20 protein-coding genes are annotated in these 25,268 nt (G+C 53.0%); 14 read left to right on the top strand and 6 right to left on the bottom strand.

Features of this window, described 5'->3' with window-relative positions; all coding sequences use genetic code 11:
• Positions 1-38: 38 nt before the first annotated feature.
• The 9 genes from rimP (at position 39) to ACNA05_RS11660 (ending at position 12,635) form a co-directional block, all read left to right on the top strand.
• Positions 39-614, top strand: coding sequence for a ribosome maturation factor RimP (gene rimP, locus ACNA05_RS11700; RefSeq protein WP_415811679.1), 576 nt, complete (start codon positions 39-41; stop codon positions 612-614).
• Entirely contained in the window at positions 614-2,263 is a 1,650-nt protein-coding gene (gene nusA / locus ACNA05_RS11695) for a transcription termination factor NusA (RefSeq protein ID WP_415811678.1), read from the top strand. The genes rimP and nusA overlap by 1 nt, the downstream gene beginning before the upstream one ends.
• A gap of 24 nt (positions 2,264-2,287) precedes the next feature.
• On the top strand, positions 2,288-2,980 hold the full coding sequence (locus ACNA05_RS11690; protein ID WP_415811677.1) for an RNA-binding protein: 693 nt from the start codon (positions 2,288-2,290) through the stop codon (positions 2,978-2,980).
• A 138-nt stretch (positions 2,981-3,118) separates the two neighbouring features.
• Positions 3,119-5,863: a translation initiation factor IF-2 gene (gene infB / locus ACNA05_RS11685; RefSeq protein ID WP_415811676.1), complete on the top strand. Its 2,745-nt coding sequence runs from the start codon at positions 3,119-3,121 to the stop codon at positions 5,861-5,863.
• A 149-nt stretch (positions 5,864-6,012) separates the two neighbouring features.
• Positions 6,013-6,390 (top strand): 30S ribosome-binding factor RbfA, encoded by a 378-nt coding sequence (gene rbfA / locus ACNA05_RS11680; protein ID WP_415811675.1) that lies wholly within the window; start codon positions 6,013-6,015, stop codon positions 6,388-6,390.
• Between the two features lie 9 nt (positions 6,391-6,399).
• Positions 6,400-7,305, top strand: a complete 906-nt coding sequence (truB, locus tag ACNA05_RS11675) for a tRNA pseudouridine(55) synthase TruB (RefSeq protein WP_415811674.1) — start codon at positions 6,400-6,402, stop codon at positions 7,303-7,305.
• 49 nt (positions 7,306-7,354) lie between these two features.
• Positions 7,355-7,624, top strand: coding sequence for a 30S ribosomal protein S15 (gene rpsO / locus ACNA05_RS11670; protein WP_415811673.1), 270 nt, complete (start codon positions 7,355-7,357; stop codon positions 7,622-7,624).
• Between the two features lie 165 nt (positions 7,625-7,789).
• Positions 7,790-9,991, top strand: a complete 2,202-nt coding sequence (pnp, locus tag ACNA05_RS11665; RefSeq protein WP_415811672.1) for a polyribonucleotide nucleotidyltransferase — start codon at positions 7,790-7,792, stop codon at positions 9,989-9,991.
• 1,060 nt (positions 9,992-11,051) lie between these two features.
• Positions 11,052-12,635 carry an ABC-F family ATP-binding cassette domain-containing protein gene (locus ACNA05_RS11660; protein ID WP_415811671.1) on the top strand — a complete coding sequence of 528 codons (1,584 nt, stop codon included), beginning with the start codon at positions 11,052-11,054 and terminating at the stop codon, positions 12,633-12,635.
• Here ACNA05_RS11660 and ACNA05_RS11655 read toward each other — a convergent pair whose 3' ends face one another.
• Positions 12,636-13,964, bottom strand: coding sequence for a penicillin-binding protein activator (locus ACNA05_RS11655; protein WP_415811670.1), 1,329 nt, complete (start codon positions 13,962-13,964; stop codon positions 12,636-12,638).
• 38 nt (positions 13,965-14,002) lie between these two features.
• Between ACNA05_RS11655 and rsmI the strand changes: the two genes are divergently transcribed.
• The 5 genes from rsmI (at position 14,003) to ACNA05_RS11630 (ending at position 18,192) form a co-directional block, all read left to right on the top strand.
• Positions 14,003-14,899: a 16S rRNA (cytidine(1402)-2'-O)-methyltransferase gene (rsmI, locus tag ACNA05_RS11650; protein WP_415811669.1), complete on the top strand. Its 897-nt coding sequence runs from the start codon at positions 14,003-14,005 to the stop codon at positions 14,897-14,899.
• A 7-nt stretch (positions 14,900-14,906) separates the two neighbouring features.
• The gene (locus ACNA05_RS11645) at positions 14,907-15,284 is read left to right on the top strand and encodes a YraN family protein (protein ID WP_415811668.1); all 378 of its coding nucleotides are present in this window, start codon (positions 14,907-14,909) and stop codon (positions 15,282-15,284) included.
• A gap of 139 nt (positions 15,285-15,423) precedes the next feature.
• Positions 15,424-16,479 carry a hypothetical protein gene (locus ACNA05_RS11640; RefSeq protein WP_415811667.1) on the top strand — a complete coding sequence of 352 codons (1,056 nt, stop codon included), beginning with the start codon at positions 15,424-15,426 and terminating at the stop codon, positions 16,477-16,479.
• 317 nt (positions 16,480-16,796) lie between these two features.
• Positions 16,797-17,246, top strand: coding sequence for an ANTAR domain-containing protein (locus ACNA05_RS11635; RefSeq protein ID WP_415811666.1), 450 nt, complete (start codon positions 16,797-16,799; stop codon positions 17,244-17,246).
• A 100-nt stretch (positions 17,247-17,346) separates the two neighbouring features.
• On the top strand, positions 17,347-18,192 hold the full coding sequence (locus ACNA05_RS11630) for a BON domain-containing protein (RefSeq protein ID WP_415811665.1): 846 nt from the start codon (positions 17,347-17,349) through the stop codon (positions 18,190-18,192).
• Positions 18,193-18,195: 3 nt separating this feature from the next.
• Here ACNA05_RS11630 and ACNA05_RS11625 read toward each other — a convergent pair whose 3' ends face one another.
• The 5 genes from ACNA05_RS11625 to ACNA05_RS11605 form a co-directional block, all read right to left on the bottom strand.
• Positions 18,196-20,412, bottom strand: a complete 2,217-nt coding sequence (locus tag ACNA05_RS11625; protein ID WP_415811664.1) for a TonB-dependent receptor — start codon at positions 20,410-20,412, stop codon at positions 18,196-18,198.
• A gap of 66 nt (positions 20,413-20,478) precedes the next feature.
• Entirely contained in the window at positions 20,479-20,727 is a 249-nt protein-coding gene (locus ACNA05_RS11620) for a hypothetical protein (RefSeq protein ID WP_415811663.1), read from the bottom strand.
• A 139-nt stretch (positions 20,728-20,866) separates the two neighbouring features.
• Complete coding sequence (gene rph / locus ACNA05_RS11615) at positions 20,867-21,583, bottom strand: ribonuclease PH (protein WP_415811662.1); 717 nt, start codon at positions 21,581-21,583, stop codon at positions 20,867-20,869.
• 93 nt (positions 21,584-21,676) lie between these two features.
• Positions 21,677-22,264: a hypothetical protein gene (locus tag ACNA05_RS11610; RefSeq protein WP_415811661.1), complete on the bottom strand. Its 588-nt coding sequence runs from the start codon at positions 22,262-22,264 to the stop codon at positions 21,677-21,679.
• A 105-nt stretch (positions 22,265-22,369) separates the two neighbouring features.
• On the bottom strand, positions 22,370-25,258 hold the full coding sequence (locus ACNA05_RS11605; RefSeq protein ID WP_415811660.1) for a M16 family metallopeptidase: 2,889 nt from the start codon (positions 25,256-25,258) through the stop codon (positions 22,370-22,372).
• Positions 25,259-25,268 lie beyond the last annotated feature (10 nt).

The raw sequence follows: 25,268 nt of genomic DNA, 5'->3' as shown, positions 1-25,268 counted from the left end.
TTTGGCCCTATATGAGATGGTATGAAGACCCAAAGTCTATGAAAACAAAGACAAATACTGACGAACGCGTTCTCGCTCTGGCCGAACCGATTGCCGAAGAGCTTGGCCTTCGCATTGTACGCATCCGCGTGATGGCGGGCAAACGCAAGACGGTTCAAATTATGGCCGAACGGATTTCTGATGGCCAAATGGCGGTTGAAAACTGCGAAGCCCTGTCGCGCGAGCTATCGGCCATTATGGAAGTCGAAGACCCGATTTCTGATGCCTATGTGCTCGAAGTCAGCTCTCCCGGGCTGGACCGACCTTTGACGAACCTCGAAGATTTCACCACCTATGAAGGCTATAAAGCCAAGCTGGAGCTTGACCGCCTCGTCGAAGGCCGCAAACGGTTTCGCGGCATATTGGCGGGCGTCGAAGACGGCCATGTCGATATCAATCTGGACGGCGAAGAAGACTTCACGGCCTCCCTGCCTTTTGAGTGGATTGCCGAAGCCAAGCTGATGATTACCGACGAGCTTATTGAAGCCGGTCAAAAAGCCAAAGAAAAAACCCAAGAAGCCGCCAAAGCGGCCGCTGAAAAAAACAATACCAACCCTTCAGACGGAGACGCGTAATGTCCACGAACGGAATTGCCGCTAATAAACTCGAACTCTTGCAGATCGCCAAAGCGGTCGCAGACGAGAAATCCATTGATCAATCCATCGTCCTGGAAGCCATTGAAGAAGCGATCCAAAAGGCTGCGCGCCTGCGTTACGGCGCAGAGCTGGATATCCGCGCCAAGCTGGACCCCAATACAGGTGAGCAAACGCTTCGCCGCGTCATTACGATTGTCGAAGATGACGCCGAAATCGAAAATGAGAGCGTGCAGACGCCGCTTTCCACGGCGCATCTCGATAACCCAGACGCGCAAGTCGGCGACCTGATTACAACAGAATTGCCGCCGCTGGAGTTTGGCCGGGTTCAGGCGCAAATGTCCAAGCAGATCATCATGGGTAAAATCCGCGACGCCGAACGCGCCCGTCAATACACAGAATTCAAAGACCGCGTCGGCGAAATCATCAACGGTATCGTCAAACGCGTCGAATATGGCCACATCATTGTTGACCTTGGCCGAGCCGAAGGCGTTATCCGCCGCGATCAGACCCTGCCGCGTGAAAACGTCAAAGGCGGCGACCGCATCCGCGCCTATATCATGGACGTACGCGAAGAGCCTCGCGGATCACAAATCTTCCTGTCCCGCGCTCACCCGCAATTCATGGCGCAACTCTTTGCCCAGGAAGTTCCCGAAGTTTACGAAGGCGTTATCCAAATCGTTTCTGTCGCCCGCGATCCCGGCTCCCGCGCAAAAATCGCTGTTTACTCCTCTGACAGTTCCATTGATCCCGTCGGGGCCTGCGTCGGTATGCGCGGCTCCCGCGTTCAGGCGGTTGTCAACGAACTGCAAGGCGAACGTATCGACATCATTCCTTACACAGAAGATATGGGGACATTCATCGTCAACGCTCTGCAGCCCGCCGAAGTCACGAAAGTGGTCATCGACGAAGCCGACGGCCGTATCGAAGTTGTTGTGCCCGAAGAGCAGCTTTCCTTGGCCATTGGCCGCCGCGGCCAGAATGTCCGCCTTGCCTCTCAGCTTTCAGGCTGGGCTTTGGATATCCTGACCGAAGCGCAAGAATCCGAGCGTCGCCAGAAAGAATTCCAAGAGCGTTCAGAGCTGTTCATCACAGGTCTGGATGTTGATGAAATGGTTGCGCAGCTTCTCGTTTCCGAAGGCTTCGAGACGATGGAAGAGGTCGGCTATGTCGCACTTGACGATCTGACCTCTATCGACGGGTTCGATGAAGAAACGGCTGAAGAGCTACAGACGCGCGCCCGCGAATATCTCGACAAGATTGCCGCCGAGCAAGACGCCGCCCGTGTTGAGGCCGGCGTTGAAGACGAAGTTCTCGAAATCGAGGGCGTTACTCTACCTATGGCGGTTATCTTTGGCCAGAACGACATCAAGACGGTCGAAGACGTGGCAGGCCTCGTGCCGGACGATCTGAATGGTTACACCGAATATAAGGACGGTGAGCGCATTCATGAAGACGGCATGATTGAGCATATGGGTCTGACGAATGAAGAGGCGACAAACCTCATCATGCAAGCCCGTGTTCAGGCTGGCTGGATCGAAGCCTCTGCTCTGGAGGAAGAGGAAGACGTCGAGCTGGACGAAGAAGGCAATCCGGTGATTACCGCCGAAAACCTTTTCGAGAGCGCGTAACGCGCTAAGCTGAGGGCCAGATTGATGACGCCCGAAGAAGAAATAGAAGAATTTGGCCCCGATCGCCGGGGTCACAAATCGCGTGAGCGAAAATGTATTGCGCAAAATCTGGTGCGCGACCCGGCGGATATGATCCGCTTTGTACGTGATCCGGAAAATAATGTGGTGCCGGATATCACCGGAAAATTGCCCGGAAGAGGGGTTTGGGTCAGTGCTGATCTTGAAAATCTCGAAAAGGCGATTAAGTCAGGGGCATTCCCTCGCGGCTTTAAATCCAAAGTCACCGTGCCGGACAATCTGGTTGGGCTCGTCAAAGATGGTTTAAAGCGGTCCGTTCTCGGATTGCTGTCCATGGCCAAAAAATCAGGCCGGATAGCTCTGGGGTTTGATCAAGTGATTGCCCAGGCCCGGGATGGAGCTTTGGGGTTTAGGGTTGAAGCGCTTGACGGCGCGTCGGACGGCCGCGGAAAAATCCGCACGCTTTCGCGCGCAGTCGCCCGCGAAATGGAACTGAATGACCCGCCGGTCATAGGCTGTTTTACAGCCCTAGAGCTGGGCGATATAATGGGCCGGGACAAACTGGTTCATGCAGGGATAGGGCGAGGCAAATTGAGCCGCCGCCTAAGAGAAGAAGCGCACAGGCTTTCGGGCTTCGTCGCCTTGGTGCCTACCGATTGGGATGACTATGCCCATGAAGTGAAGCCAAAAGAAGAATAAAGGGGCCTGAAAGCCGCTTTTGAGTGTTGAATTTGTGAGTGCGGGCGTTAGGTTACGCGCTCTAAAAAAGGCCGGATAAAACCGGACCCATCCGAAGGCAGCGGAGTTATGACCGTCCCCTTCAACAGAAAGATACTGATGAACGATACCTCTGATAATAAACCGGCAGACAAAAAGCCCGCAAGGCGTCCTTTGACGCTAAATAAAGGCGGACGCGGTCCGACTCGTGGACGGACCTCTGCTGTTGTGGTCGAGAAGAAGAAAAAGATTTTGGTTAAACCCGGCGCAAAAAAACCGGGTGCGTCCAATGCCGGGCCGAAAATTAAGCCCCCGGCCCCATCTGTGAATAAAGAAACAGAGACTAGCGCTCCGAAAAAATCGGCAGAAGCAAAACCAGCTGTTCCAAATATTGAGCGGCCCAAGCCGATTCCGCGCCCGAAATCGAATAAAGTCGAGCGGGACGAGACGCCGATTGCAAAGAAATCAGAAAAGCCGAAAGCTTCTGAGGCTCCTGCGTCGGAAACGAAAAAACCGGCGCCAAAGCTTAAGCCTGCCATTGCTCCGCCTCCGCCTAAACCCGTAGATGTGAACGCAGCCGCACGCGCCATGGGCGTTTCCGTTGCCGAATATAAGCGCCGTCAGGCCGCTCTGCAAAAAGCGCAAGCCGAACAAGCCGAACGCCAGGCACGCCGTAAGGCTGAAGAAGAAGAGCGGCAAAAACGTATGCGCGAGGAACAAGACGCGCTCGAACGCAAGAAGCAAGAGGCTGAGCAAGCCGAACTTCGCCGTATGGAAGAAGAAGAGGAAGAGCGCCGGAAAAAAGAGGCGGAGGCACGTAATGCCCGTAAGCCTGTCGGGTCTCCTCTAAATCGCGAAAAGAACGAAGAAAACATGACCGAGCTCGAAAAAGCCGGTGGTCGTGTGAAGAAGAAGCGCGGCAATGCCCCGCCACCAACCCGTTCAAAAGGTGAGCAAAAGCGCCGCCGCGGTAAATTGACAATCGTTTCTGCTCTTTCCGGTGATGATGAACGTCAGCGCTCTCTCGCCTCTATGAAGCGGGCACGTGAGCGCGAAAAGCAACGCCAGAAAGGCGGAGGTGGACAACGCGAAAAAGTCCAACGTGAAGTGACTATTCCCGAAGTTATTTCGATTGCCGACCTCGCCAACCGTATGGCCGAACGCGGCGCCGATGTTGTAAAATATCTGATGCAAGAAGGTCAGATGATGAAAATCAACGATATGGTCGATGCGGACACAGCGCAGCTCATCGTTGAGGATTTCGGTCATACTGTGAAACGGGTGGCCGATTCCGATGTCGAAGAAAACTTTATCATTGATGACACACCTTCGGATGAAAAAGACCGCAAGCCACGCGCTCCGGTGATTGCCGTTATGGGTCACGTTGACCATGGCAAAACATCTCTGCTCGACGCTTTGCGCGCCACCGATGTCGCCGCAGGCGAAGCAGGCGGGATTACCCAGCATATTGGTGCCTATCAATTGAAGCTGAAATCCGGTGAAACCATCACTGTTCTGGATACACCCGGTCATGCGGCCTTCTCTGAAATGCGGACTCGCGGCGCGGAAGCCGTGGATATTGTTGTGCTGGTTGTGGCGGCCGATGATGGCATCATGCCTCAGACAATCGAGTCTATTAAATACGCTCAAGCCGCTGAAACACCGATTATTGTCGCGATCAACAAAATGGACGCCTATGAGGCCAATCCGCAAAAGGTTGAGACAGATCTGTTGCAGCATAATGTGATCACCGAAAGCATGTCAGGCGAAACGCAAGCGGTTCAGGTCTCTGCCCTGAAGAAAACCGGTTTAGATGACCTGGCCGAGGCGATCACTATTCAGGCTGAATTGATGGAATTGAAAGCCAACCCGAAGCGCAATGCCGACGGTTTGGTCATCGAATCCAAAATCGAAAAAGGCCGAGGCCCTGTCTCCACCTTCCTCGTCAAACGTGGCACGCTGAAACGCGGCCAGATCGTCGTGGCCGGGGAATATTGGGGTAAAGTCAAAGCCCTCACCGATGAGCGGAATAAAAAGCTGAAACAGGCCGGACCTTCGACACCTGTCGAAGTTATGGGTCTGGACGGCGCGCCGCAGCCGGGTGAACCTTTTGCGGTCGTTGAATCCGAGCCTCGTGCCCGGGAGCTGACAAATTACCGGAAACAGCTGGCTAAAGATAAATCTGCCGCCGGTCCATCTGCCATGGCCTCCATGGAACAAATGATGGCGAAACTGAATAACAATGAAGTTTCCGAAATGCCGTTACTCGTTAAAGCCGACGTTCAAGGGTCTGCCGAAGCGATTAAGACCTCACTCGAACAGATGGGAAATGATGAAGTCACGGCGCGGGTTGTTTATGCCTCAGCCGGCGGCATCTCAGAATCCGACGTTCAGTTGGCCATGACATCAGGGGCGCCGATTATTGCCTTTAATGTCCGGGCCAATCGCCAGGCCAAAGATTTGGCGGAGCGTGAAGGCGTGGAAATTCGTTATTATTCTATTATTTACGACCTTCTCGAAGAGATCAAAGGCGCGCTTTCCGGCATGTTGAAAGCGGAACGCCGTGAAACCTTTATCGGTTACGCCGAAATCCTCGAGGTCTTCAATATCTCCAAGCTTGGCAAGGTCGCCGGGTGTAAAGTCACAGAAGGTCGTGTCGAACGCGGCTCTGGTGTGCGCCTCCTTCGCGATGACGTTGTTATCCATGAAGGCGAGCTCTCCACCTTGAAACGTTTCAAGGACGAAGTTCCGAAAGTTCAAGCCGGTATGGAATGCGGTATGGGCTTTGAAGGCTATCACGACCTTCGCAAAGGCGACCAGATCGAGTGTTTCACCGTCGAAATGATCGAACGCGAGCTGGAATAGTCGTTTCAAGATTTTAAATTCGAAAGCCCTCCCGTGTGGAGGGCTTTTTTGTGTTTTCCAGCCTCACCCCTTATTTCACGACTGGGGACGACGGCGAGAGAACACCATCAAGACTAGTAAAACCCACAAAACTGACTACATGAATAGATATGAGCAAAAATAAAGCCCCCTCCCAACGTCAGCTTAAAGCCGGAGAATTAATTCGCCGCGCGCTCGCGGATATCCTGAATAAGGAAACGATGCGCGACCCCGACCTGAAAGGCGTCAGCGTGACGATTTCAGAAGTGCGGGCCTCGCCTGACCTGAAACACGCGCTCGTTTTTTGCGCGCCCCTCGGCGGTGGAGACGCGGAGAAAACGGCTGAAGCCCTGACCCGCGCGGGATCATTCCTACGCGGACGATTGGGGCACGAGATGGAAATGAAATCCACCCCGCGCCTCAAATTCGTCCCGGATGAGAGCTTTGACAACGCCGAAGAAATTCAAAAACTGCTCGATCAGCCTAAAGTAAAGCAGGATTTAGACTGATCGTTCGTCATGGCCCGAAAACGCAAAGGTAATCCTGTTCATGGGTGGGTGGTGCTCGACAAGCCTTATGGCCTGGGTAGCACCTCCGCTGTTGGGAAAGTGCGCTGGTTGTTTCAGGCGCAAAAGGCGGGTCATGCCGGAACACTTGATCCGCTAGCCTCGGGAATTCTTCCGATCGCTTTGGGCGAAGCGACCAAGACCGTGCCCTTTATGATGGACGCGGCCAAATCTTATGAATTTGAGCTCACTTGGGGGGCCAATACCACCACACAAGACGCCGAAGGTGAGGTGACGCAAACCTCCGAAAAGCGCCCTACGGAGCCTGAAATATTGGCGGCGCTCCCCGACTTTATTGGCAATATCGAACAAATCCCGCCGAAATTTTCTGCGATCAAAATTGACGGCAAGCGCGCCTATGATCTGGCGCGGGCAGGCGAGGAGGTCGAAATTAAATCCCGACCCGTGCGCGTGGAGGATTTCCGGCTGCTAAGCGCGACAGAGGACAAGGCGAGCTTTGCCGTTGATTGCGGAAAAGGCACTTATATTCGCTCCCTCGCGCGCGACCTCGCCGCGGCACTGGAAACCTGCGGACATGTCACCGTCCTGCGCCGCACCCGCGTCGGCCCGTTTGACCTCCAACAGTCAATAACGCTTGCCGAATTGGAGCAAACCTGCGATAGGGGCGCCGTGAGTGAGGCGTTACGTCCCCTCTCGACCGCTCTGGACGACATCCCGGGGCTGGCCGTTGAGGAAAAGGACGCAACCGATTTACGTCACGGTCGAGCCATCGACTACTCTTCTTCTGACATTTCCCCGTCATCCGATTGGGTTTTGGTTATGGAAGCGGGGCGCGAAGTGGCTCTATGCGAGACGCGCGACGGGAAATTACACCCGAAACGAGTCTTCAACTTATAATCCCGGCGCCTTTGGGTCCGGAAAATTGTAAATTAAAACGGAGAACACGATGTCGATTACCCCAGAGCGCAAAGCCGCGCTTATTTCTGAATACGCCGTCAAACCCGGCGATACAGGCTCCCCCGAAGTTCAAGTCGCGATCCTTACAGAACGCATTATGAACCTCACAGAGCATTTCAAGACAAATAAAAAAGACAACCACTCCCGTCGCGGCCTTTTGGCTATGGTGGCATTGCGTCGTCGTCTTTTGTCTTATCTCGAGAAAAAAGATGCAGCGCGTTATAAGACGCTCATCGAAAAACTGGGTCTGCGCCGCTAGGCCCGCCCCTCTAAGACTTTAAAGGCTGCCCCACGGCAGCCTTTTCCGCATCATGGTGATGCAAAAACCGACGCAAAAGGCGTCAATCCGAAAGCGCAATAAGGCGCTGTAAAACAGGGTCAAAGACGGCCCTGATATGTACGTAGAAGAAAGAAACGATACGATATGTTTGATAAACACACTGTAGAATTTGATTGGGCCGGACGCTCACTCAAACTTGAAACCGGCGGCATGGCCCGCCAAGCCGATGGCGCGGTCCTCGCCACTTACGGAGAAACGGTTGTCCTTGCGACAGTTTGTGCCGCGAAATCCGAAAAGCCCGGTCAAAGCTTTTTCCCGCTGACCGTCAACTATATGGAAAAATTCTATGCCGCTGGTAAAGTGCCGGGCGGATATTTCAAACGCGAAGGTCGCCCGACTGAACGCGAAACACTGATTGCGCGTCTGACAGACCGTCCGATCCGTCCTCTTTTCCCTAAAGGGTTTAAAAACGAAGTTCAGGTCGTCATCACGGTTCTGCAACATGATCTGGAAAACGAGCCGGACATCATCGGCATGATCGCCGCCTCTGCGGCTTTGTCTATCTCAGGCATCCCGTTCCAAGGCCCGATCGCCGCTTCCCGCGTCGGCCTCATTGACGGCGACTATGTCCTCAACCCAACCCTCGACGAAATGACCGAGTCAGAGCTCGACCTTGTTGTGGCCGGCACAAAAGACGCTGTCATGATGGTTGAATCCGAAGCGAAGGAACTGACCGAGGAGCAAATGCTCGGTGCCGTTATGTTCGCGCACGAATCTTGCGAAGACGTGATCAACGCCATCGAAGACCTTGCCAACAAAGCTGCTAAGCCGGCTTGGGATTACGTCCCGGCGGATATCTCTTCCGAGAAAGCCGCTGTCAAAAAGGTTGCCGAAAAAGGCATTAAGGCTGCTTACAAATTAACAGATAAAATGGAGCGTCAGGACGCGTTGCGCGATGCGCGCGAAGCCGCTTGGGCCGAGCTGGGGCAGTCGGACGAAAATCCAGACGGCATGGCTCAAAACGTGTTCTCTGATGCGTTTAAATCCATTGAATCCGCCACAGTCCGCGGCACCGTTATCAAAACCAAAAAGCGTATTGATGGCCGTAAACTTGACGAAGTTCGCCCGATTGTTGCCGAAGCCGGACCTCTGCCCCGGACACACGGCTCTGCCCTGTTTACACGCGGCGAGACACAAGCGCTTTGCGTGGCCACACTCGGCACGTCAGATGATGAGCAATTTGTCGATCAGCTTACAGGTACGATCAAAAACAAATTCCTGCTTCACTATAACTTCCCGCCTTATTCTGTCGGTGAAGCCGGACGTATGGGCGGCACCTCCCGCCGTGAACACGGTCATGGTAAGCTCGCCTGGCGCGCGCTTCAGGCCGTTCTGCCAACACCTGAAGACTTCCCTTACACCATGCGTCTAGTTTCAGAGATCATGGAATCCAATGGCTCATCCTCTATGGCGACGGTTTGTGGTTGCTCTCTGGCGCTGATGGATGCAGGTGTGCCGATCAAGCGCCCTGTTTCCGGGATTGCTATGGGCCTCATCAAAGATGACGCCGGCATTGCCGTTCTTTCCGATATCCTCGGCGACGAAGATCACCTCGGCGATATGGACTTTAAAGTGGCCGGAACCTCCGAAGGTATCACTTCGCTTCAGATGGATATCAAAATTGCGGGCATTTCAGAAGAGATCATGACGACAGCTCTGGAACAGGCTCATGCGGGCCGTCTCCATATTCTGGGCGAAATGAACAAAGCTCTGACAGAATCCCGCGAAGATGTCGGTGAGTTTGCGCCGCGTATCGAAACGATGAAAATCCCGGTTGATAAAATCCGCGACGTTATCGGCTCCGGCGGTAAAGTCATCCGCGAAATCGTTGACACAACAGGCGCTCGCGTCTCTGTTGAAGATGACGGGACAATCAAAATCGCCTCCAACGATCAGAAGTCTATCGACGCCGCCAAAGAGTGGATCACAGGCCTGACCGCAGAACCGGAAGCCGGCAAGATCTACAAAGGTAAAGTCGTGAAAGTCGTCGATTTCGGCGCCTTCGTAAACTTCTTCGGCCCCAAAGACGGCCTCGTCCACGTCTCCCAGATCAAACCTGAGCGCGTGAACCACCCGTCCGATTTCCTGAAAGAAGGCCAGGAAGTCTATGTCAAACTCATGGGCTTTGATGACCGCGGTAAAGTGCGTCTGTCCATGAAATATGTCGATCAGGACTCCGGCGAGGAAATCGCGCGCGATGAAAACGACAATTCCGACGACGACAAAGGCGGCAAGGAAGACAAACCAAAACGCTCCCGCCGTCCCCGGAAGAAAAAGGAAGATTAATCCTTCGGATTAATCTTTGACGAATAAGAAAGCCCGGCCAATTGGTCGGGCTTTTTTGTTAATTACAACCCCGGCGCGGACGCCGCTTTATTAAAGGCGGCAAAGTTGAACTCACTGAGAAACTAGGCCGAAAAGATCTCTGCCTCTGCGGCTCTGGACATCGGTTTTAGAAAATGCTGCCTGCGGAGCGGGCGGCATGACGGTGAAAATCGAGCTGACTATTGGCGGGAGTAAAACACACCCTCCAATTTATCTTTCCTCCCCTGTTTACGGGTTTGAACCAAAGAATGATTAATAATCATTCGACGTGAAAGGGTGTCGCCGAAGGTGACGGAGGGGGGAGCGGTTTACACCCGTCCGTTCAAATGAAGCGCTATTACCCCTTCTCCCCACGGGAGAAGGGAAATGAAAACTCTATCCGCGCTTATCCTTCCAAAAACTTCAATCGTCTCAACCCCTTAAAAAATTGTCCAGAGACCGATCCGCACTTTGCGTTTCCATGTTAATTTCAAACTCGTTCTTTTGCTCATGGACAGGTAGACGTCACCTACCGGAGCAAGAGACAGCGGGACTGAGCAGCTTGTGTGACAGCAAGCCTGTGCCGGGTCACCGAGAGTGGGTTAGCCTGCCTACCGCGTCCAGAAGCTGTAAACGGCTTCGTACCGGCGTGACTGTGGGAGACTTGTAAGAGGCCGCTCCGGTTCCAACCGCTGCCGCGCGGATGATATCCGTGTGAAACATTTCTATACTTTCGGTATCCGACACGGATGCCGTCCGCGCGGGCTGTCCTACTTATTTGGAAACCGTGAAACAGGCTCCGCACTGGATTGCGAGCAGGAGAGAGCGCTTGAGCGATGGAAAATCCGGAGAGAGCGGTTGCATCCTCACTAACCCCGCTGCGCGGTGCCGCGTTCGGATGATGAGATGGCGAGCAGAACGAAAGGCGTGGGCAATGTTCATTTCGAAAATTATGGCGGTATCCTCACTATCTTCTGCATTGCAGGTGCCGCGTTCAGCGCTTTCCCCTTGCGTTTATAAAGCCAGCCCTTAGGGAGCGCGCATGTTAGCGATTAATGATCTTGATTATGCCGTTCAGGGCCGCCCGCTTTTTATTAAAGCGACGGCGTTTATTGCAGCTGGGTGGAAAGTTGGCCTGATCGGGCGCAACGGCACGGGTAAATCAACCCTGCTCCGTCTTATTCGGGAAGAAATTGAAAACCCCACCGCCGACGCCGCCATTAAGTTGAACAAAAATGCCCGCCTCGGCTGGGTGGCGCAGGAAGTAGCTGCCACGGACGATACCATTATGGACGTCGTTCTCGCCGCCGATCGGGAACGCGACGCGTTGATGAAGGCCAGCGAAACCGAAACTGACCCGGACAAGCTGGGCGATATTTTTGAGCGCCTCACCCATATGGATGCGTGGAACGCCGATACCCGCGCCGCGATTGTTTTGACAGGTCTGGGGTTTTCTCAGGAAGATTTTCACCGCGCGACAAAAGAATTTTCCGGCGGCTGGCGTATGCGCGCCGCGATTGCCGGCGTCCTCGTCAGTGAGCCGGATGTGCTGCTCCTCGACGAGCCGACCAACTATCTCGACCTCGAAGGCGCGGCGTGGCTGGAAGGTTATATTCAGCGTTATCCGCACACAGTAATTATGGTCAGCCATGACCGCGAAATGCTTAACCGCTCTGTCACTCATACTTTGGCGCTCGAGCATCAACAGCTTATGCTCACCCCCGGCGGCTATGATGACTGGATGACGTTGGCGGCGGCAAAACGCGCGCAGCTTCAGGCGCAAAAGGCCAAGCAGGACGCCGAGCGCGCGCATTTGCAGGCCTTTGTCGATCGTTTCAAGGCCAAAGCCTCCAAAGCCCGCCAAGCGCAATCGCGGGTTAAAATGCTCGAGAAAATGCAGGATATCGCAATTCCGATTGCCGAACGCGCTGTGCCGTTTAATTTCCCCGAACCTAAAGGCAAACTCGCCCCGCCCATGCTTGAGCTGGAAAACGCAGATCTGGGATATGGCGAAGGGGCAAAGATTTTGTCCGGCGTGAACCTCCGCCTCGACCCGGATGACCGCGTCGCCATCGTCGGCGCGAACGGACAAGGCAAAACGACTTTGGTGAAATCCATCGCGCAGCGCTTGCCGCTCATGGAAGGCAAACGCAAAGCCTCAAGCTCTCTGCAAATCGGCTATTTCTCGCAGGATCAGCTCGACGAGCTGACGGCGGGCGAGACCGTGCTTAACCACGTCACCCAGAAACTGCCCAAAGGCACGCCCGAACACAAAGCCCGCGGCGCGGCGGCGCAGATGGGCTTTTCGCATGAAAAGGTCGAGACCAATGTCGAGAAGCTCTCCGGCGGAGAAAAGGTGCGCTTGCTATTGGGCCTGATGTCTATCGACAAGCCGCATGTGCTTATCCTCGACGAGCCGACCTCTCATTTGGATATCGACAGCCGGGAAGCTCTGATCTACGCGCTCAATGATTTTCCGGGGGCCGTGCTGCTCATTACCCATGATGTCTATCTGGCCGAAGCGACCGCCGACCGGCTATGGCTTGTCAATAAAGGCAAAGCCAAGCGCTATGACGGCGACCTCCGTGACTATAAGAAATTAGTGATGGCCGCCGATAGGGCGTAACTAGCTCGGGCCGAGAACGGTTCTTGGCGCCGGGTCGATGACCACAAACTTGCCGTTACGGATTTGATAGACGGCAAGTCCGCGTTGCGGCTTTCCGTCGGCTTCGAACCGGATCAGACCGTCCGCGCCGTAGAACCCGTTCGGATCTTCGAGGCGGTCCATCCGGTCTTTCCGGTTGCCGTCGGCGACATAGGCGCCAATGGCGACGGCGTCATAGGCGAGGCTCGCCAGACGTGAATTGCTCTCGCCATAAGCTTGGTCATAGCTGTTCTCAAACCCGGCTTGAGCCTCCGGGTCCGGCCCAGCGAACACGCCGCCATTCAGCGCTGGTTCGCGGACGGTAGACCCATTTTTCCAAAGCCCCGTCCCCAAGAACTGAACCGCTGTCGGATCCACATTATAATAAGGCAGCAAGGGCGCAAGGCTTCGCAGGGCCGTCCCCCCCTCAGGGAGGATTATCGCTTGATAGCCCGTTGAGCGATATTGCGAGGCCATGCCTCGGGCCGGCTCTTGCATAACGGAAATATCGTCGCCGCTATAGCTGGCAGACGCCGTCACCTGACCGCCATTGGCTTGAACCGCCTTGCGGTAAGCATCGTTGACGCGGCGACCATATTCGCTGGTTGGGCCGAGAAAGGCAAAACGGTCGACGCCCGTATCAGATGCAAATTCGACAATACGCTCGACTTCAGCTTCAGGCGGGAAGGATAAAAGATACGCGCCATTTCCGGCGACTTCTTGATCCGTAGAAAAAGCAATAACCGGCGTGCCGCTTCGGCGTGCTACATTATTGGCGGCTTCAACCGACCCCGAAAGAATAGGACCAAGAATGACATCCGCTCCAGAGTTTAATGCTGCTTGCGCGGCTGATTGCGCGCCCTGAGACGTTCCGCCCGTATCGAGAGCGATCAAAAGTACATCGGCGCTGTCCCGCTCAAACACGGCAAGTTCGGCGGCCTTCATCATCGACTCGGCCTCTTGGCGCAGGCGGGACGATGAGGCAGAAAACGGCAGTAGAAGAGCCAATCGTTTAGTCTCGCGCCCTTTCATATGCGGGAGCGTCAAACCCTCGCGGCGATCAGCCTCGTCAAATTCCTCTTCCTCTTCTTCAGGGACGCTTGTCTCCGGAGTATCAGGATCAAAATCCGGCACAGGATCTGGCTCAGCGGGGCCTTGTTCAACGGGTCCTTGCGGATATGGTGAGGGGTAAGGCGCTGTTGTTGAGCAGGCCGTCGTCAAAAGAGCAAATACCGAGATGAGCAGAAGACTCTTTCTACGTAAATCTCCGCTCTGAATTCCGTCATGGCCAAACGGCGTAAATTTCATCATAACACTCAAACCTTAGTCCAATGCCCTGGAGGGCTCCTTTGTCCATACCCAAGAATAGCCCTGCGCCGCAACAGCTATCAAGCGAAAGCCCCCAAATGGGCGCAGCACCGTCTCTAGCTCCCGGTCTTTATATCGTTTCGACCCCTATCGGGAACTTAAGAGATATTACTCTCCGCGCGCTAGATGTGTTGCACGCCGCCGAACATGTTCTCGCCGAAGATACGCGGCAGACTCGAAAGCTCTGCGACGCCTACTCTATTTCCACTCCTTTATCTGCCTATCATGACCATAATGCGGCAATGCGTGTTCCGGAGCTGATTGAGCGTTTGAAAGCGGGTGGAAAGATAGCCTTGGTGAGCGACGCCGGAACGCCGCTCGTGTCTGATCCGGGTTTCCGCCTGGTGCGCGCGGCCGTACAAGCAGAAATCGATATCTGGCCTATTCCCGGAGCATCGGCCTTGTTGGCGGGCCTGGTGAAGTCCGGCCTTCCCTCTGACGCCTTTTATTTTGCAGGATTCTTGCCTCCGAAGTCCGCGGCCAGACAAGCTGCTTTGTCTAAACTCTTTTCTGTTCAGGCGACTCTCGTCTTCTTCGAAACCGGCCCCCGAATTGCGAAAGTTCTGGCCGATGCGGCGAAAATTCTGGGTAATCGCGCCTGCGTCCTGACCCGGGAGTTGACCAAGCGATATGAGGAAGCGCGCCACGGCACAGCAGAGGAGCTTTTAGCGAGCATCACCCAGACGCCGCCAAAGGGTGAATTGGTTTTGTTGATCGCTCCGCCAGACTCCGACGCGCTTTGGTCTGAAGAGCAGGTACGCGCTGCTTTAGACGAGCAGATCGCTGAGGTCGGGGTGAAACGCGCCAGTTCCGCCGTGGCTGAGTTGAGCAAGTGGCCAAAACGAGAGGTTTACGCCTTGGCCCTGAGTCTGAAATAAAGCCGTAATGAATAATCGGCGCCAGAATGAGAAGGAAGGCCGCAAAGCCGAGAGACGCGTTGCAACCTATCTCCGGCTTCGCGGCTATAAGGTTTTGGAGGAACGCTTCAAAACGCCTCACGGCGAAGTTGATCTGATCGTCCAGAAGGGAAGTACTCTGGCTTTTGTGGAGGTAAAACAGAGGGCAACCCAAAGGGCGATCGACGAATCCATGACGTGGCGCGGTGAGCAACGGATCATCGATTCCGCAGAGATTTGGGTCGAGAGAAATTTTGCCCAACTCCCAGAGAATTTCGAAATGCGATTCGATTTCGCGTCGATTATCGGACCAGTTTCACCATTGAGTCGCGTTACCTATTTGAAAGGAGCTTTCTTGCCCGAATAATAAAGGCGTTTGATAACAATGCCTTGCTAAAAACTCACGGTGAAACACTTTTATAACAATTGAAGTTTCAATAGTTTGGAGCTTTAATCTGTGCAGCAAAACCGAGGGGGCGGTTTAAAGGATGTGATTTATTTTAGACTTGCCTCATATACCCGACCGCTTGGTCACCTATCCCATCGGAGCCGCCCAGATACTGGCGAATAAAGTCGCGCATGACATGACCGTTTTTGTGAAACGACATGTGTTCACGGCGCTTACCGATAATCCCGGACTAAACTGGAGAGACATCTTCGTCTTATCTCAGATATTACGCTATCCTGGCGGTCTCACCCCAGCCGAAATTTCCGGAAATACCCGGCTTGACCCTGCAACCGTGCTTAGAGCGAATGAAAAGCTCCGAAAGGTTCGATTTATCATAATTCTTGAACAGGCTTTTGACGCGCGGTCAAACCTCATTCAAGTCACGCCGGAGGGGGCGGAATTTTTACAGGAACTGTTTCAAACTTATCTATCAAAACAAGCAACGGTTCTGGAGAATTTATTGCCGCGACTTGGAAAGCAAGAAATTCGAGATATTTTTGAAACCTGTCTCGACATTCAAGAACACGCTGAGCAACTCTCCGCTTTGTCGCCGAGCGGTAAAGTCCGTAGACAAAACCGGACGGCTTATTCCCGGGCAGCCCTCCAAGACTCTTTTGATGACTTTCAGAGGTTTCCGGAATTTGTTCTTCAGGTTTATTGCCGCCGAATTTCCAATGACTACATGTCGTTTCTTAAGACACACGCGATGTCGAAGATGTCAGATAAGCAGCTCCGGAAGCCTCGGGAATTACTGACCCTTATGACACTTGAGCATATGACGCACGACGCAACTGCTATGGACGTCGCAAAGCTTATGCGTTATGATCCTGCAACTACCAGTCGAGCCGTCTCGATTCTATCAGAAGCGGGGTACACTAAACCCCTATCAGGCTATGCAGCCGACGACCGGAAAAAACCCCTCATCATATCCGAAAAAGGGATGCAGGCCGTTCAGGAGTATAGCGCCCTAATGATTAATGCGCAGACTATGGCAAATGAAAGAATTAGCGGAGAAAGATCTCAAGCGGAAATAGTCAAACAACTTGGCGTGCTCTATTTCATTGGAAATAGAACAGAAGGTTTTGCCTCCATCAGACCTGGCAAACTTGCTTAAAAGAAGAAGTTTTTATTGAAGTTTCAATTTCTTTCTTGAAGTTTCAACCCACTGTAATAGTTGTGTTTTTTCACTTTCCTGTTAACACTTTCGTAAAGTGACGTCCCTATCTTAGGGTTGTTGCGAAGCATCGGTAATCGGTGGCTCGCTCTTGAATTTGCCTGAAAAATCTGGGCTTTACTTCATGCGATGCGCTAGGACGGCGCTCCGGACAGTTTCTGTATTAACAGGTAACGCCCGGTCATCGCTTCCTTTCACCGTCATTATTGGCTGAGCCTCTAGGGGCAGACTCACCAGTAATATTTTGAAGACACCAAATGAGCAGTTCCTTATCATCAACGGCAAAAATAACTGTTCTTCTGGTACTTCGACGCGAGGAGGCAACATCTGGTATTCGCGAAACACTAGTGAGCGATGGCTACAACGTTATCGGGCCTGTTGATAGTTTAACTGCGGCTTATATGGCTCTGTTGGACGAAGATCCGAGCCTGGCTGTCATCGATGAAAAAATCTGTCTGGACCAGACTGAAATTATGTCGGACACATTAATCCAAATCGGGATCGAACATTTGGTCATCTGTCATACCCCCCCGCACATGCTTAAACGGGAGTTAGGACACGGCGCCATGCGCGGGCTCGTGACAGCGCCTCACAAGAACACCGTGGAGGATATCAGCCACGAACTCTGCTATATGCGGGCAAAGAAGCTTCGGCGCGACGCGCAGTCAAATAGCAAAATTAACAAAATTCAGAACGCCCCCTTCTAATAGGCTATCATCGTCTCGGGCCCCCAACGGGATCTAACATGACGATGTCTTAATAAATTTAGTAAGACTTCATTCACCATAAACCGCTAGTTTTGCGGCTATGAAACATTTCATCTTACCTCTGCTTTGTGCTTCTCTTCTTTCTGCGTGTTCTGTCACGAGTGCTGGGCTCAGCAAGAATGACGAACGGAGTTTCGCCGGCGCTCTTAATGATGTGAACGCGGGGCGCGCAATAAAGGCCAGACTGACGCGGGCCTATGACTACAATCTCAAAAGTGTGGATATTGAGGTGGCCGAAGGCGTCGCGCTACTGTCAGGGAGCGTGCCAAGTAAAGAAGATCGCATCGAAGCGGCCCGGATTGCATGGTCGGCGCCACATGTCGAACAGGTAGGAAATGAGATTTTAGTTGGTGACAAGCGAGGTTTTGTTCGGGGCGCGAAAGACGGCGTCTTAGAAAAAGCGGTTCGGACACGCCTGCTCGCAAATGGGTCTATCAAGTCTCAGAACTTCAATGTCGAGACTCATGAGGGTGTTGTTTACCTCTTGGGAGTTGCCCGCACCCCAGGGGAATTAGAACATGCAGCGCAGGTCGCCGCCCAAACCCGGGGAGCGAGAGAGGTCATCTCTTACGCCCGACTCGCCGAGGGCGCTGCGCCGTCAGCCCCCGAAACGGCCTCTCCCTACATGCCTCAAGGCTACCCGCCGGTAAATGCTCCTATGCAGCGCGAACTCCCGGAGTATTTGACGACTGAGCCCTCCGCCCCCGGATCTGTAGCGCCGGAGCAAGATACAGCCCCTATTCGTAAAGCGCCTTATGATGAGCCCATCCGGTTGCACCGAAATCAGGCGGGAGACTCCTCAGTAAATGAGGAGCCTTATTATATTGATCCGAATACAGGGAAACAAATCCCTGTTTCGAACATCATTCAAAAGCATAGAGACTAATTGCTAGAACTGCGTCGCGACAGAGAAGCGAACATTACGTCCTGGCAAAGGCACAGTGTCTTTTAAGAATGAGGCGTGCTGTCGTGCGTCATCGTCAAAAGCATTGTGCAAAGACAGGCTCAGGCGAACCGGTTGGGTCCCAACGGGGGCCTTCCAACTTGCGAATAGATTGACCAAAGCATAATCATCAGTCGGCAATTCAAACGCATCGACTTTGTTTTGCTCTGAAGCATAATCCAGTTCAGCTCTCAAAGAGAACCGATCTGACGCCGCCTCAATGCCGGTCAAAACGGATAAAGGCGGGATCCGGGGAAGATTACCGCTGTCAGTTTCAGCACGAACATATTCCGCCAAGCCGTCAACCTTAATATCAAAATTTCCGATACGGGCTACGTCGAAGCCGCCTTGGACCTCGAACCCTTTAAAGGTCGCATCTTCACCGACAAATTGGAAGACTTCCAAACCGTCTTCTTCTTCGCCTGTGGCCCGTTCGTAAACATAATCTTCGTAATCCGTGTAGAACATATTGAGCGTAATAAAATGTCCTTCCTCACGATGACGCACGGCAAATTCCACACCTGTCGCCGTTTCAATATCCAAAGTGGAATCTCCACGCTCAAACTGTTCCGTCGCCAAATGTGGTCCGTTGGAAAACAGCTCTTCGGTCGTCGGGGCGCGTTCCGTACGGAAAACCGTTCCGCCAAACCGCAATGCGTCTGTCAGATGGTAATCGCCGCCCGCTGACAGGCTGATACCGTCAAAGGACACATCCTGACCCGTAACGGAATTTTCCTGGTCCGTACGCTCGTAGCGGGCTGCCCCCTCAAGGTGGAGATCGCCAAACTGCTTTTCCTGGAAGGTATACACGCCAATTTGCTGGGTCGTTGTCGGCGGCACGAAGGCCTCTTCGCCAACAGCAGAGAACTCGCGGTCACGGTACTGAACGCCGTAAGCGCCTCTCCATCCATCCCGTTCGCGCTGAATGGCTTCAAGCCTGGCTTCGTAGCCTTCGTTGGAAAAGACTGTTCCGACTATGCCGGGCCCTTCAAATTCCGTGTGAGTATAGTCGGCGTAGCCCCCAAAAAGTTGAAGGCGTTCAAAAAAGCCGTCAAGATCAAGCGCGCCATTCACATCGAAACGGGTTTGCTCAAGCGAGATGCTGACCATCTCTTCGCCTTCCTCGTGATCATGCTCATCATGATCGTGCTCGTCATGATCATGGTCATCATCGTCATGGTCTTCGTCATCGTGACCTTCTTCTTCATGCTCTTCCGCATGTCCGTGAGAATGGCCACCGGGAATTCCGTAATCAGATTCAAAACGGTGAAGGGCAACACCAAAATATCCCCGGTCGCCTATATAGGACAATCCACCTGTTAAAGACTGGGATTTCGTAAAGGAATTATCGAGCGTGCCGAAGGCCTCCGCCTCTTCTTCCTCATGGTCATGTTCGTCATGATCGTCATCATGGTCTTCGTCATCATGATCCTCGTCGTCGTGGTCGTGGTCGTGGTCGTGGTCGTGGTCGTCATCATGATGTTCTTCCTCCTCAAGAGATCGGAACAATCCGCTTTCGGCGAAGCCCGGAATATCGTAATCGTCCGTTTCTTTGAATGTCCCGTCCAAGTGAACAACGAAGTTTCCTATTGCCTTATCTAGAGATCCGGCAACTTCCCGCCCGGCATCTACGCTTGACGCGCCGATACGGAATGCTCCGTCGAGACCGTCCTCAGGCAAGCTGTCAGGAATGCGGCCGTCAATTACATTCACAACGCCGCCGGCCCCAGAGGACCCGTAACGCAAAAGCGCCGCGCCTCGTAAAACTTCGATACGTTCGGCTTGGGCTGGTTCAGCGGCTACCGCGTGGTCCGGCGAAGCCGATGACGCGTCAATAGAACCAATACCATTTGTCAGAACCCGTATCCGGTCACCGCCTTGTCCGCGTAGAATAGGGCGGGAAGCGCCAGCGCCAAAAAAGGTTGAAGACACGCCAGGTTCGGATTTGAGCGTTTCACCAATGGTCGCCGCGAGGCGATCCGAAAGCTCATCTCCGCTAAGGACGGAGACGCCGGTAATAGCTTCGTCCACGGAACGATTAAGAGGGGACCCTGTGACGATGATTTCGTCAAGTTCAGAATCAAGATTTTGCGCCATAGCCGGCGCGGCAATTATAAGTGTGGCAGAAAGCGCCGAAAAACTAAGTAAAGAAGACCGCAACATGGGTACACCTTTCAAACAATAAACAAGATAAAATCCGCGCAAAAACACGGATGAAAATTAGGCAGTTTATTGGTTGAAAGGCGGGGCTCGAGGCGGCGGAGCGCGGCCTTGCGGAGCGCCGTAAGGCGCCGATCCGACCATCTGAACAAAATCAGTTTTGACCGGAAACCCGACATAATCAGTCAGAATTATAGCAGGTAAAGGCGCGACGCATTCACTCGAAGCGACACTTACCGCGCAGAGAACGCCTTCATGTTGATGCGGGCTGTCTCCATAGGTTGTGGCATGAGCGGCAGAAAGACTCTGCACAGCCAAAAACCATCCCGCCAATAGCAGGAGAAAAAAACGATATGTGCGCGATCTTGTCAAGTTACCTTATTACACATAGTGGGATTAGGGGAGCAAGAGAGAATGCAGGTCTGACTGCATACTCTCAGTCGCAGAAACTCGGCGGTTAAGACTTCAAAGCCTCAGCCTGCATTTTACAAAGCTCTTCGATGCCTTTGGCGGCCAAACGGGTCAGCTCGGCCATTTCAGCAGCTGTAAAAGGGACGTCTTCGGCGCTGGCTTGGACTTCAATAATACCGCCGGTTTCGGTCAGGACGAAATTAGCGTCCGCCTGCGCGTTGCTATCCTCGATATATTCCAAATCAAGACGGCATTCACCATCGACAATTCCGCACGACACAGCGGCCATTTTATCCGTGATGGGAGTTTCAGTAATCAGCCCTTGCTCCACGAGTTTATCGCAAGCCTGAGACAGAGCCACCCAGGCCCCGGTAATAGAGGCCGTGCGGGTGCCGCCATCAGCCTGCATTACATCGCAATCGAGGATGATTTGGCGCTCGCCGAGTTTCGTTAGATCTATCGCGGCGCGTAAAGAACGCCCGATCAAACGTTGGATTTCTACCGTTCGCCCGCCTTGTTTGCCGCGCGCGGCCTCCCGATTGTTGCGTGAATGGGTCGCCCGCGGGAGCATACCATATTCCGCTGTGACCCAGCCTTTGCCGGAGCCTTTCATCCAGCGCGGAACATTCTCGTCAACACTGGCGGTGCACAAAACATGAGTTCCGCCGAATTTAGACAGACAAGAGCCTTCGGCGTAGCGGGATACTCCGGCCTCTAAAGTAACAGGACGCAAGTCTTCGCGGTTTCGATTGTTTGGGCGCATAACGGGACCTTTCTTGAATAGGCCCCCGCGTTAGACAGGCTAACGCGGAAAGGCTAGGGCCAATTATCACAAAATTGAATTCAGAGGGATATTTTATGGAGCCGGAACGCGGCGCCAGACGACTGAATAGGGCGTCTCTTCTCCGCCTCCTCTCACGACTTGGCTGCTATATATATAAAATCCGTTTTCCGGAGCAGTGAAACGATTGATCCCGCGTTTTGGACCGGTAATTTCCGTGCTGGAAATCAAAGCCGGTTCGCAAGTTAAAGCTTCCAGAAAATAGATGCCCTTACAGGACTGAATACTGAGAACGGCAGAGTGTCCTTCTGGAAGCCTGTAATCAACCTGTAACATCTGGCCCGCCCGGAAATAGCCACGCTGAACATGGAACAAATCGAGAAAGGGCGAAAAAACAGTACGTTTCTTACTGTAATCAATTTTTGGCAGCGTCCTGTCTTGCGTCGATATAGCCAAGACAGAACGATTTGAAATGAGGGCTGGCAAATAGAAGAGCGATACGTAGCAAAGACACGCTCCAAGAAAAATAGCTGCCGCCGTGGCGAGCAGCCGCCTATCACTCATACTGCGCCGCTTAGGCTCGACATACCCTTTTCGGAAGCGGGTAATTTCATCTTCGCCCCGCTTGATGACCTCGTTTATCTTGACGGTTTTAAACGACATGTTTGCCTGTTTATTCTAAGGTTCGCCTGATTTTATCAGCCAAACCTTATAGAACCGTGAAAGGCTCCGAAGAACCTCTTATAGAGAATCTGCTTTTCAGCTGAGCTACTCTTCCGCGGAAACAGGTTCTCCGTAAATATCAAGTTCTGTGACCTCGCCTTTTCCAGCCTCTTTCGCAAAGTTTTGAACTGGTTCAAATTGGGTTTTCCGGTCGCCAACGACGACATAGATCATCTCGTCCTCGTCAAAATATCTGGCGGCGCTGTCCTTAAAGTCAGAAACAGACATATTGACCAGTTCAGCCTGTTCCTCTTCGACAAAACTATAGCTTCTTCCAAACCGGCTGATTTCATTTAGCGTGCCGAGTTTGGCATTTAAGGATTCAAATGCACGGGTGCTGTCTTTAATAACTTTGTTCTTTGTCAGCTCGGCGGCCGCTTCATCAAACTCAGGGCCATAATCCTGTAACATACCGCGGATAACCGTCAGAGACGGCTCAGTTGCATTGGCGCGAACACTTGTTCCAATCCGCCAAGTTTGAGGCATTTCCGCTTGGGAAATTCCGGAATAAGCACCGTAAGTGTATCCTTTCTCAATTCGCAGAGTCTGAGACAAGTCCCCGCTAATCCCGCCGCCGAGTTTTTCATTTGCGAAGTCTATTTTATTGAAATCCGGATGCGTCGCCGAGACGCCCAACCTCCCGATATAGAGCACGCTTTGTTTACTGTCAGGCACATCAATGAAGAACACTTTTCCTGCATTTTTCTGTTCGGGAATAGAGTGCGTCGGCGCTTCGAACCCGCCTTGGTTCAGATCTTCCGCGAGCGACGCGAAATCTGACGCCGCCTGTTCCGGCGTCACATCTCCGACGATATGGAAAGTTGCCGGCAGATTAAACAATTTCTCATGAGCCGCCTTCATATCGGCCAAGGTCAAAGCGGAAACAGTTTTCTCTGTTCCGTCTCCGGGAAGGCCGGACGGATTATTGTCGCCGTAAATCAGGTTTGAAAAGGCCAGTGAGGCAATTGAATTGGGGTCGGCCTCCCTGCCTTTAATAGATGTCAGGGCCGCAGACTTTACCCGCTCGAACTCCTCCGTCTGGAAGCGGGGGGACAGCAAAATTTCTTCCACTAATTCCAAAGTCGGCGCCAGATTGCGCGCCAAGGAGGTCCCGCTGATGGTGACAGTTTCGCGCCCGGCGGAGACGCCCACAAAGGAACCTAAAAGTCCCAAGGCCTGCTCCAGCTCCGCGGCTGTTTTTGTTGATGTCCCTTCGTCCATTAAACGGGACAGCAACTCAACCGCGCCCTTTTTATCAGCCGTTTCGAGATCATTTGACCCTGCGGCGAAAACAATATTGAACGCCACTAAAGGCGTTTCACCATTTTCTATCCCAAGGAGGGTGACATTGTTAGAGAGTTCCGCATCCCAGATATCAGGCATTTGAACCAAAGGAAGTTCGCCAAATTCAGGTTCTGAGCGGTCAAACTTGGTCGGTGTTTTTTCGTAATCCGCCTCTTCGCCCTGACTGACCTCTTCGCTGGCAACGTCTGCCTTTACTTCTTCAATCCAAACTTCTGCCAGCTCTGAGCCTTCCAGTGCCAACTCCGCTTGCCCTTTAGGCACGAAACTTGTCATCACGGCAGGCTTGTCTTTGAGATATTTTTTATAAACCGCCATAACGTCTTCGGCTGTGACAGATTTCAGCAATTCGGCCTGAACCGTTGTATAAGCCGGGTCGCCCGCAAACTCATTTGACTGGGCCAGCTCTTGACCCTTGCCTAATATAGTAGCCACGCTGGAATAGAGGCGGGTTTCCTGCTCCGCTTTTATGCGTTGCAAATCTTTCGGGTCGACGCCGGTTTCTTCAAAGGTCTCCATCGCGGCCTCAAGAGAAGCATACACCGCGTTGAGGTCTGTATCTGCATTTGCGCGGATCCGGAACACGAACTCCCCCGCCAGCTCCATACTGTTATTATAGGCGCTTACAGAAGGCGCGAGTTTATCTGTTTCAACGACTTGTTTGAACGGAGTAGAATTTTTACTGCCTGCGAGAATATCTCCCAGAACACGTAAAGCGATTTCGTCCTCACTATAGCTTTCAACGGTTGGGAAAGTCAGGCGAAGCTCTGGCAATTTGGCAAAACTATCTTCGAAATATAGTTTTTTATCGGCGTCCAACGACACGGGCATAGCCGGAAGGGGTTCTATATCCGCGCCCCTTGGAATTTCTCCGAACCATTGGCGCACTTTGCGTTTCGTTTCTTCAATGTCGATATCGCCGACAATGGATAGCGTCGCATTATTCGGGCCGTAAACCTCTCCATAGAAAGTTTTTAAATCTTCTAATGTCGCGGCTTGCAAATCGGGCAAAGATCCAATGACCGTCCAATTATAAGGATGACCTTCGGGATAAAGGGCTTTGCGAATAACTTCCTGGGTATACCCATAAGGCGCATTGTCAACGCGTTGGCGCTTTTCGTTTTTTACGACCTGCTTCTCTCGATCCAGCGCGGCCTGTGTTACGGTATTTATCATATAGCCAAGGCGGTCGGAATCGATCCAGAGAATTTTATCAAACGCATCTTTCGGAACAACTTCATAATAAATCGTCCCGTCGCTCCAGGTTCCGCCATTTCTCTGCCCGCCCCATTCTGGAATCGCTTTACGGTTCCAGCCGCGCGGGACATTCTCGGAATCATTAAAGGCCATATGTTCAAAGAAATGCGCGAAGCCCGTCCGGCCCGGTTTTTCGCGATTACTGCCCGCATGGATAACGGTAGTCACGGCTACGATCGGATCAGACTTGTCGACATGGAGGATAACCTCCAATCCATTTTCTAGCGTAAACTTTTCATAGTCTAGCTTGAATTCGGAGCTTTGCGCCGCTGACGCAACGCTCGGCTCGGTCTGCGGGGACGCATGTGCCGTCGCTCCAAAGGCGCCAAGAATAAGCGCGGCTGCGCCGACATAAAGATTGGATTTAAATGACATAACAGGTCTC

This window comes from Litorimonas haliclonae (assembly GCF_965138505.1).
Classification (GTDB): domain Bacteria; phylum Pseudomonadota; class Alphaproteobacteria; order Caulobacterales; family Maricaulaceae; genus Litorimonas; species Litorimonas haliclonae.
The sequence above is the reverse complement of the archived record's forward strand: the minus strand, read 5'-3'. Positions and strand labels throughout refer to the sequence as shown.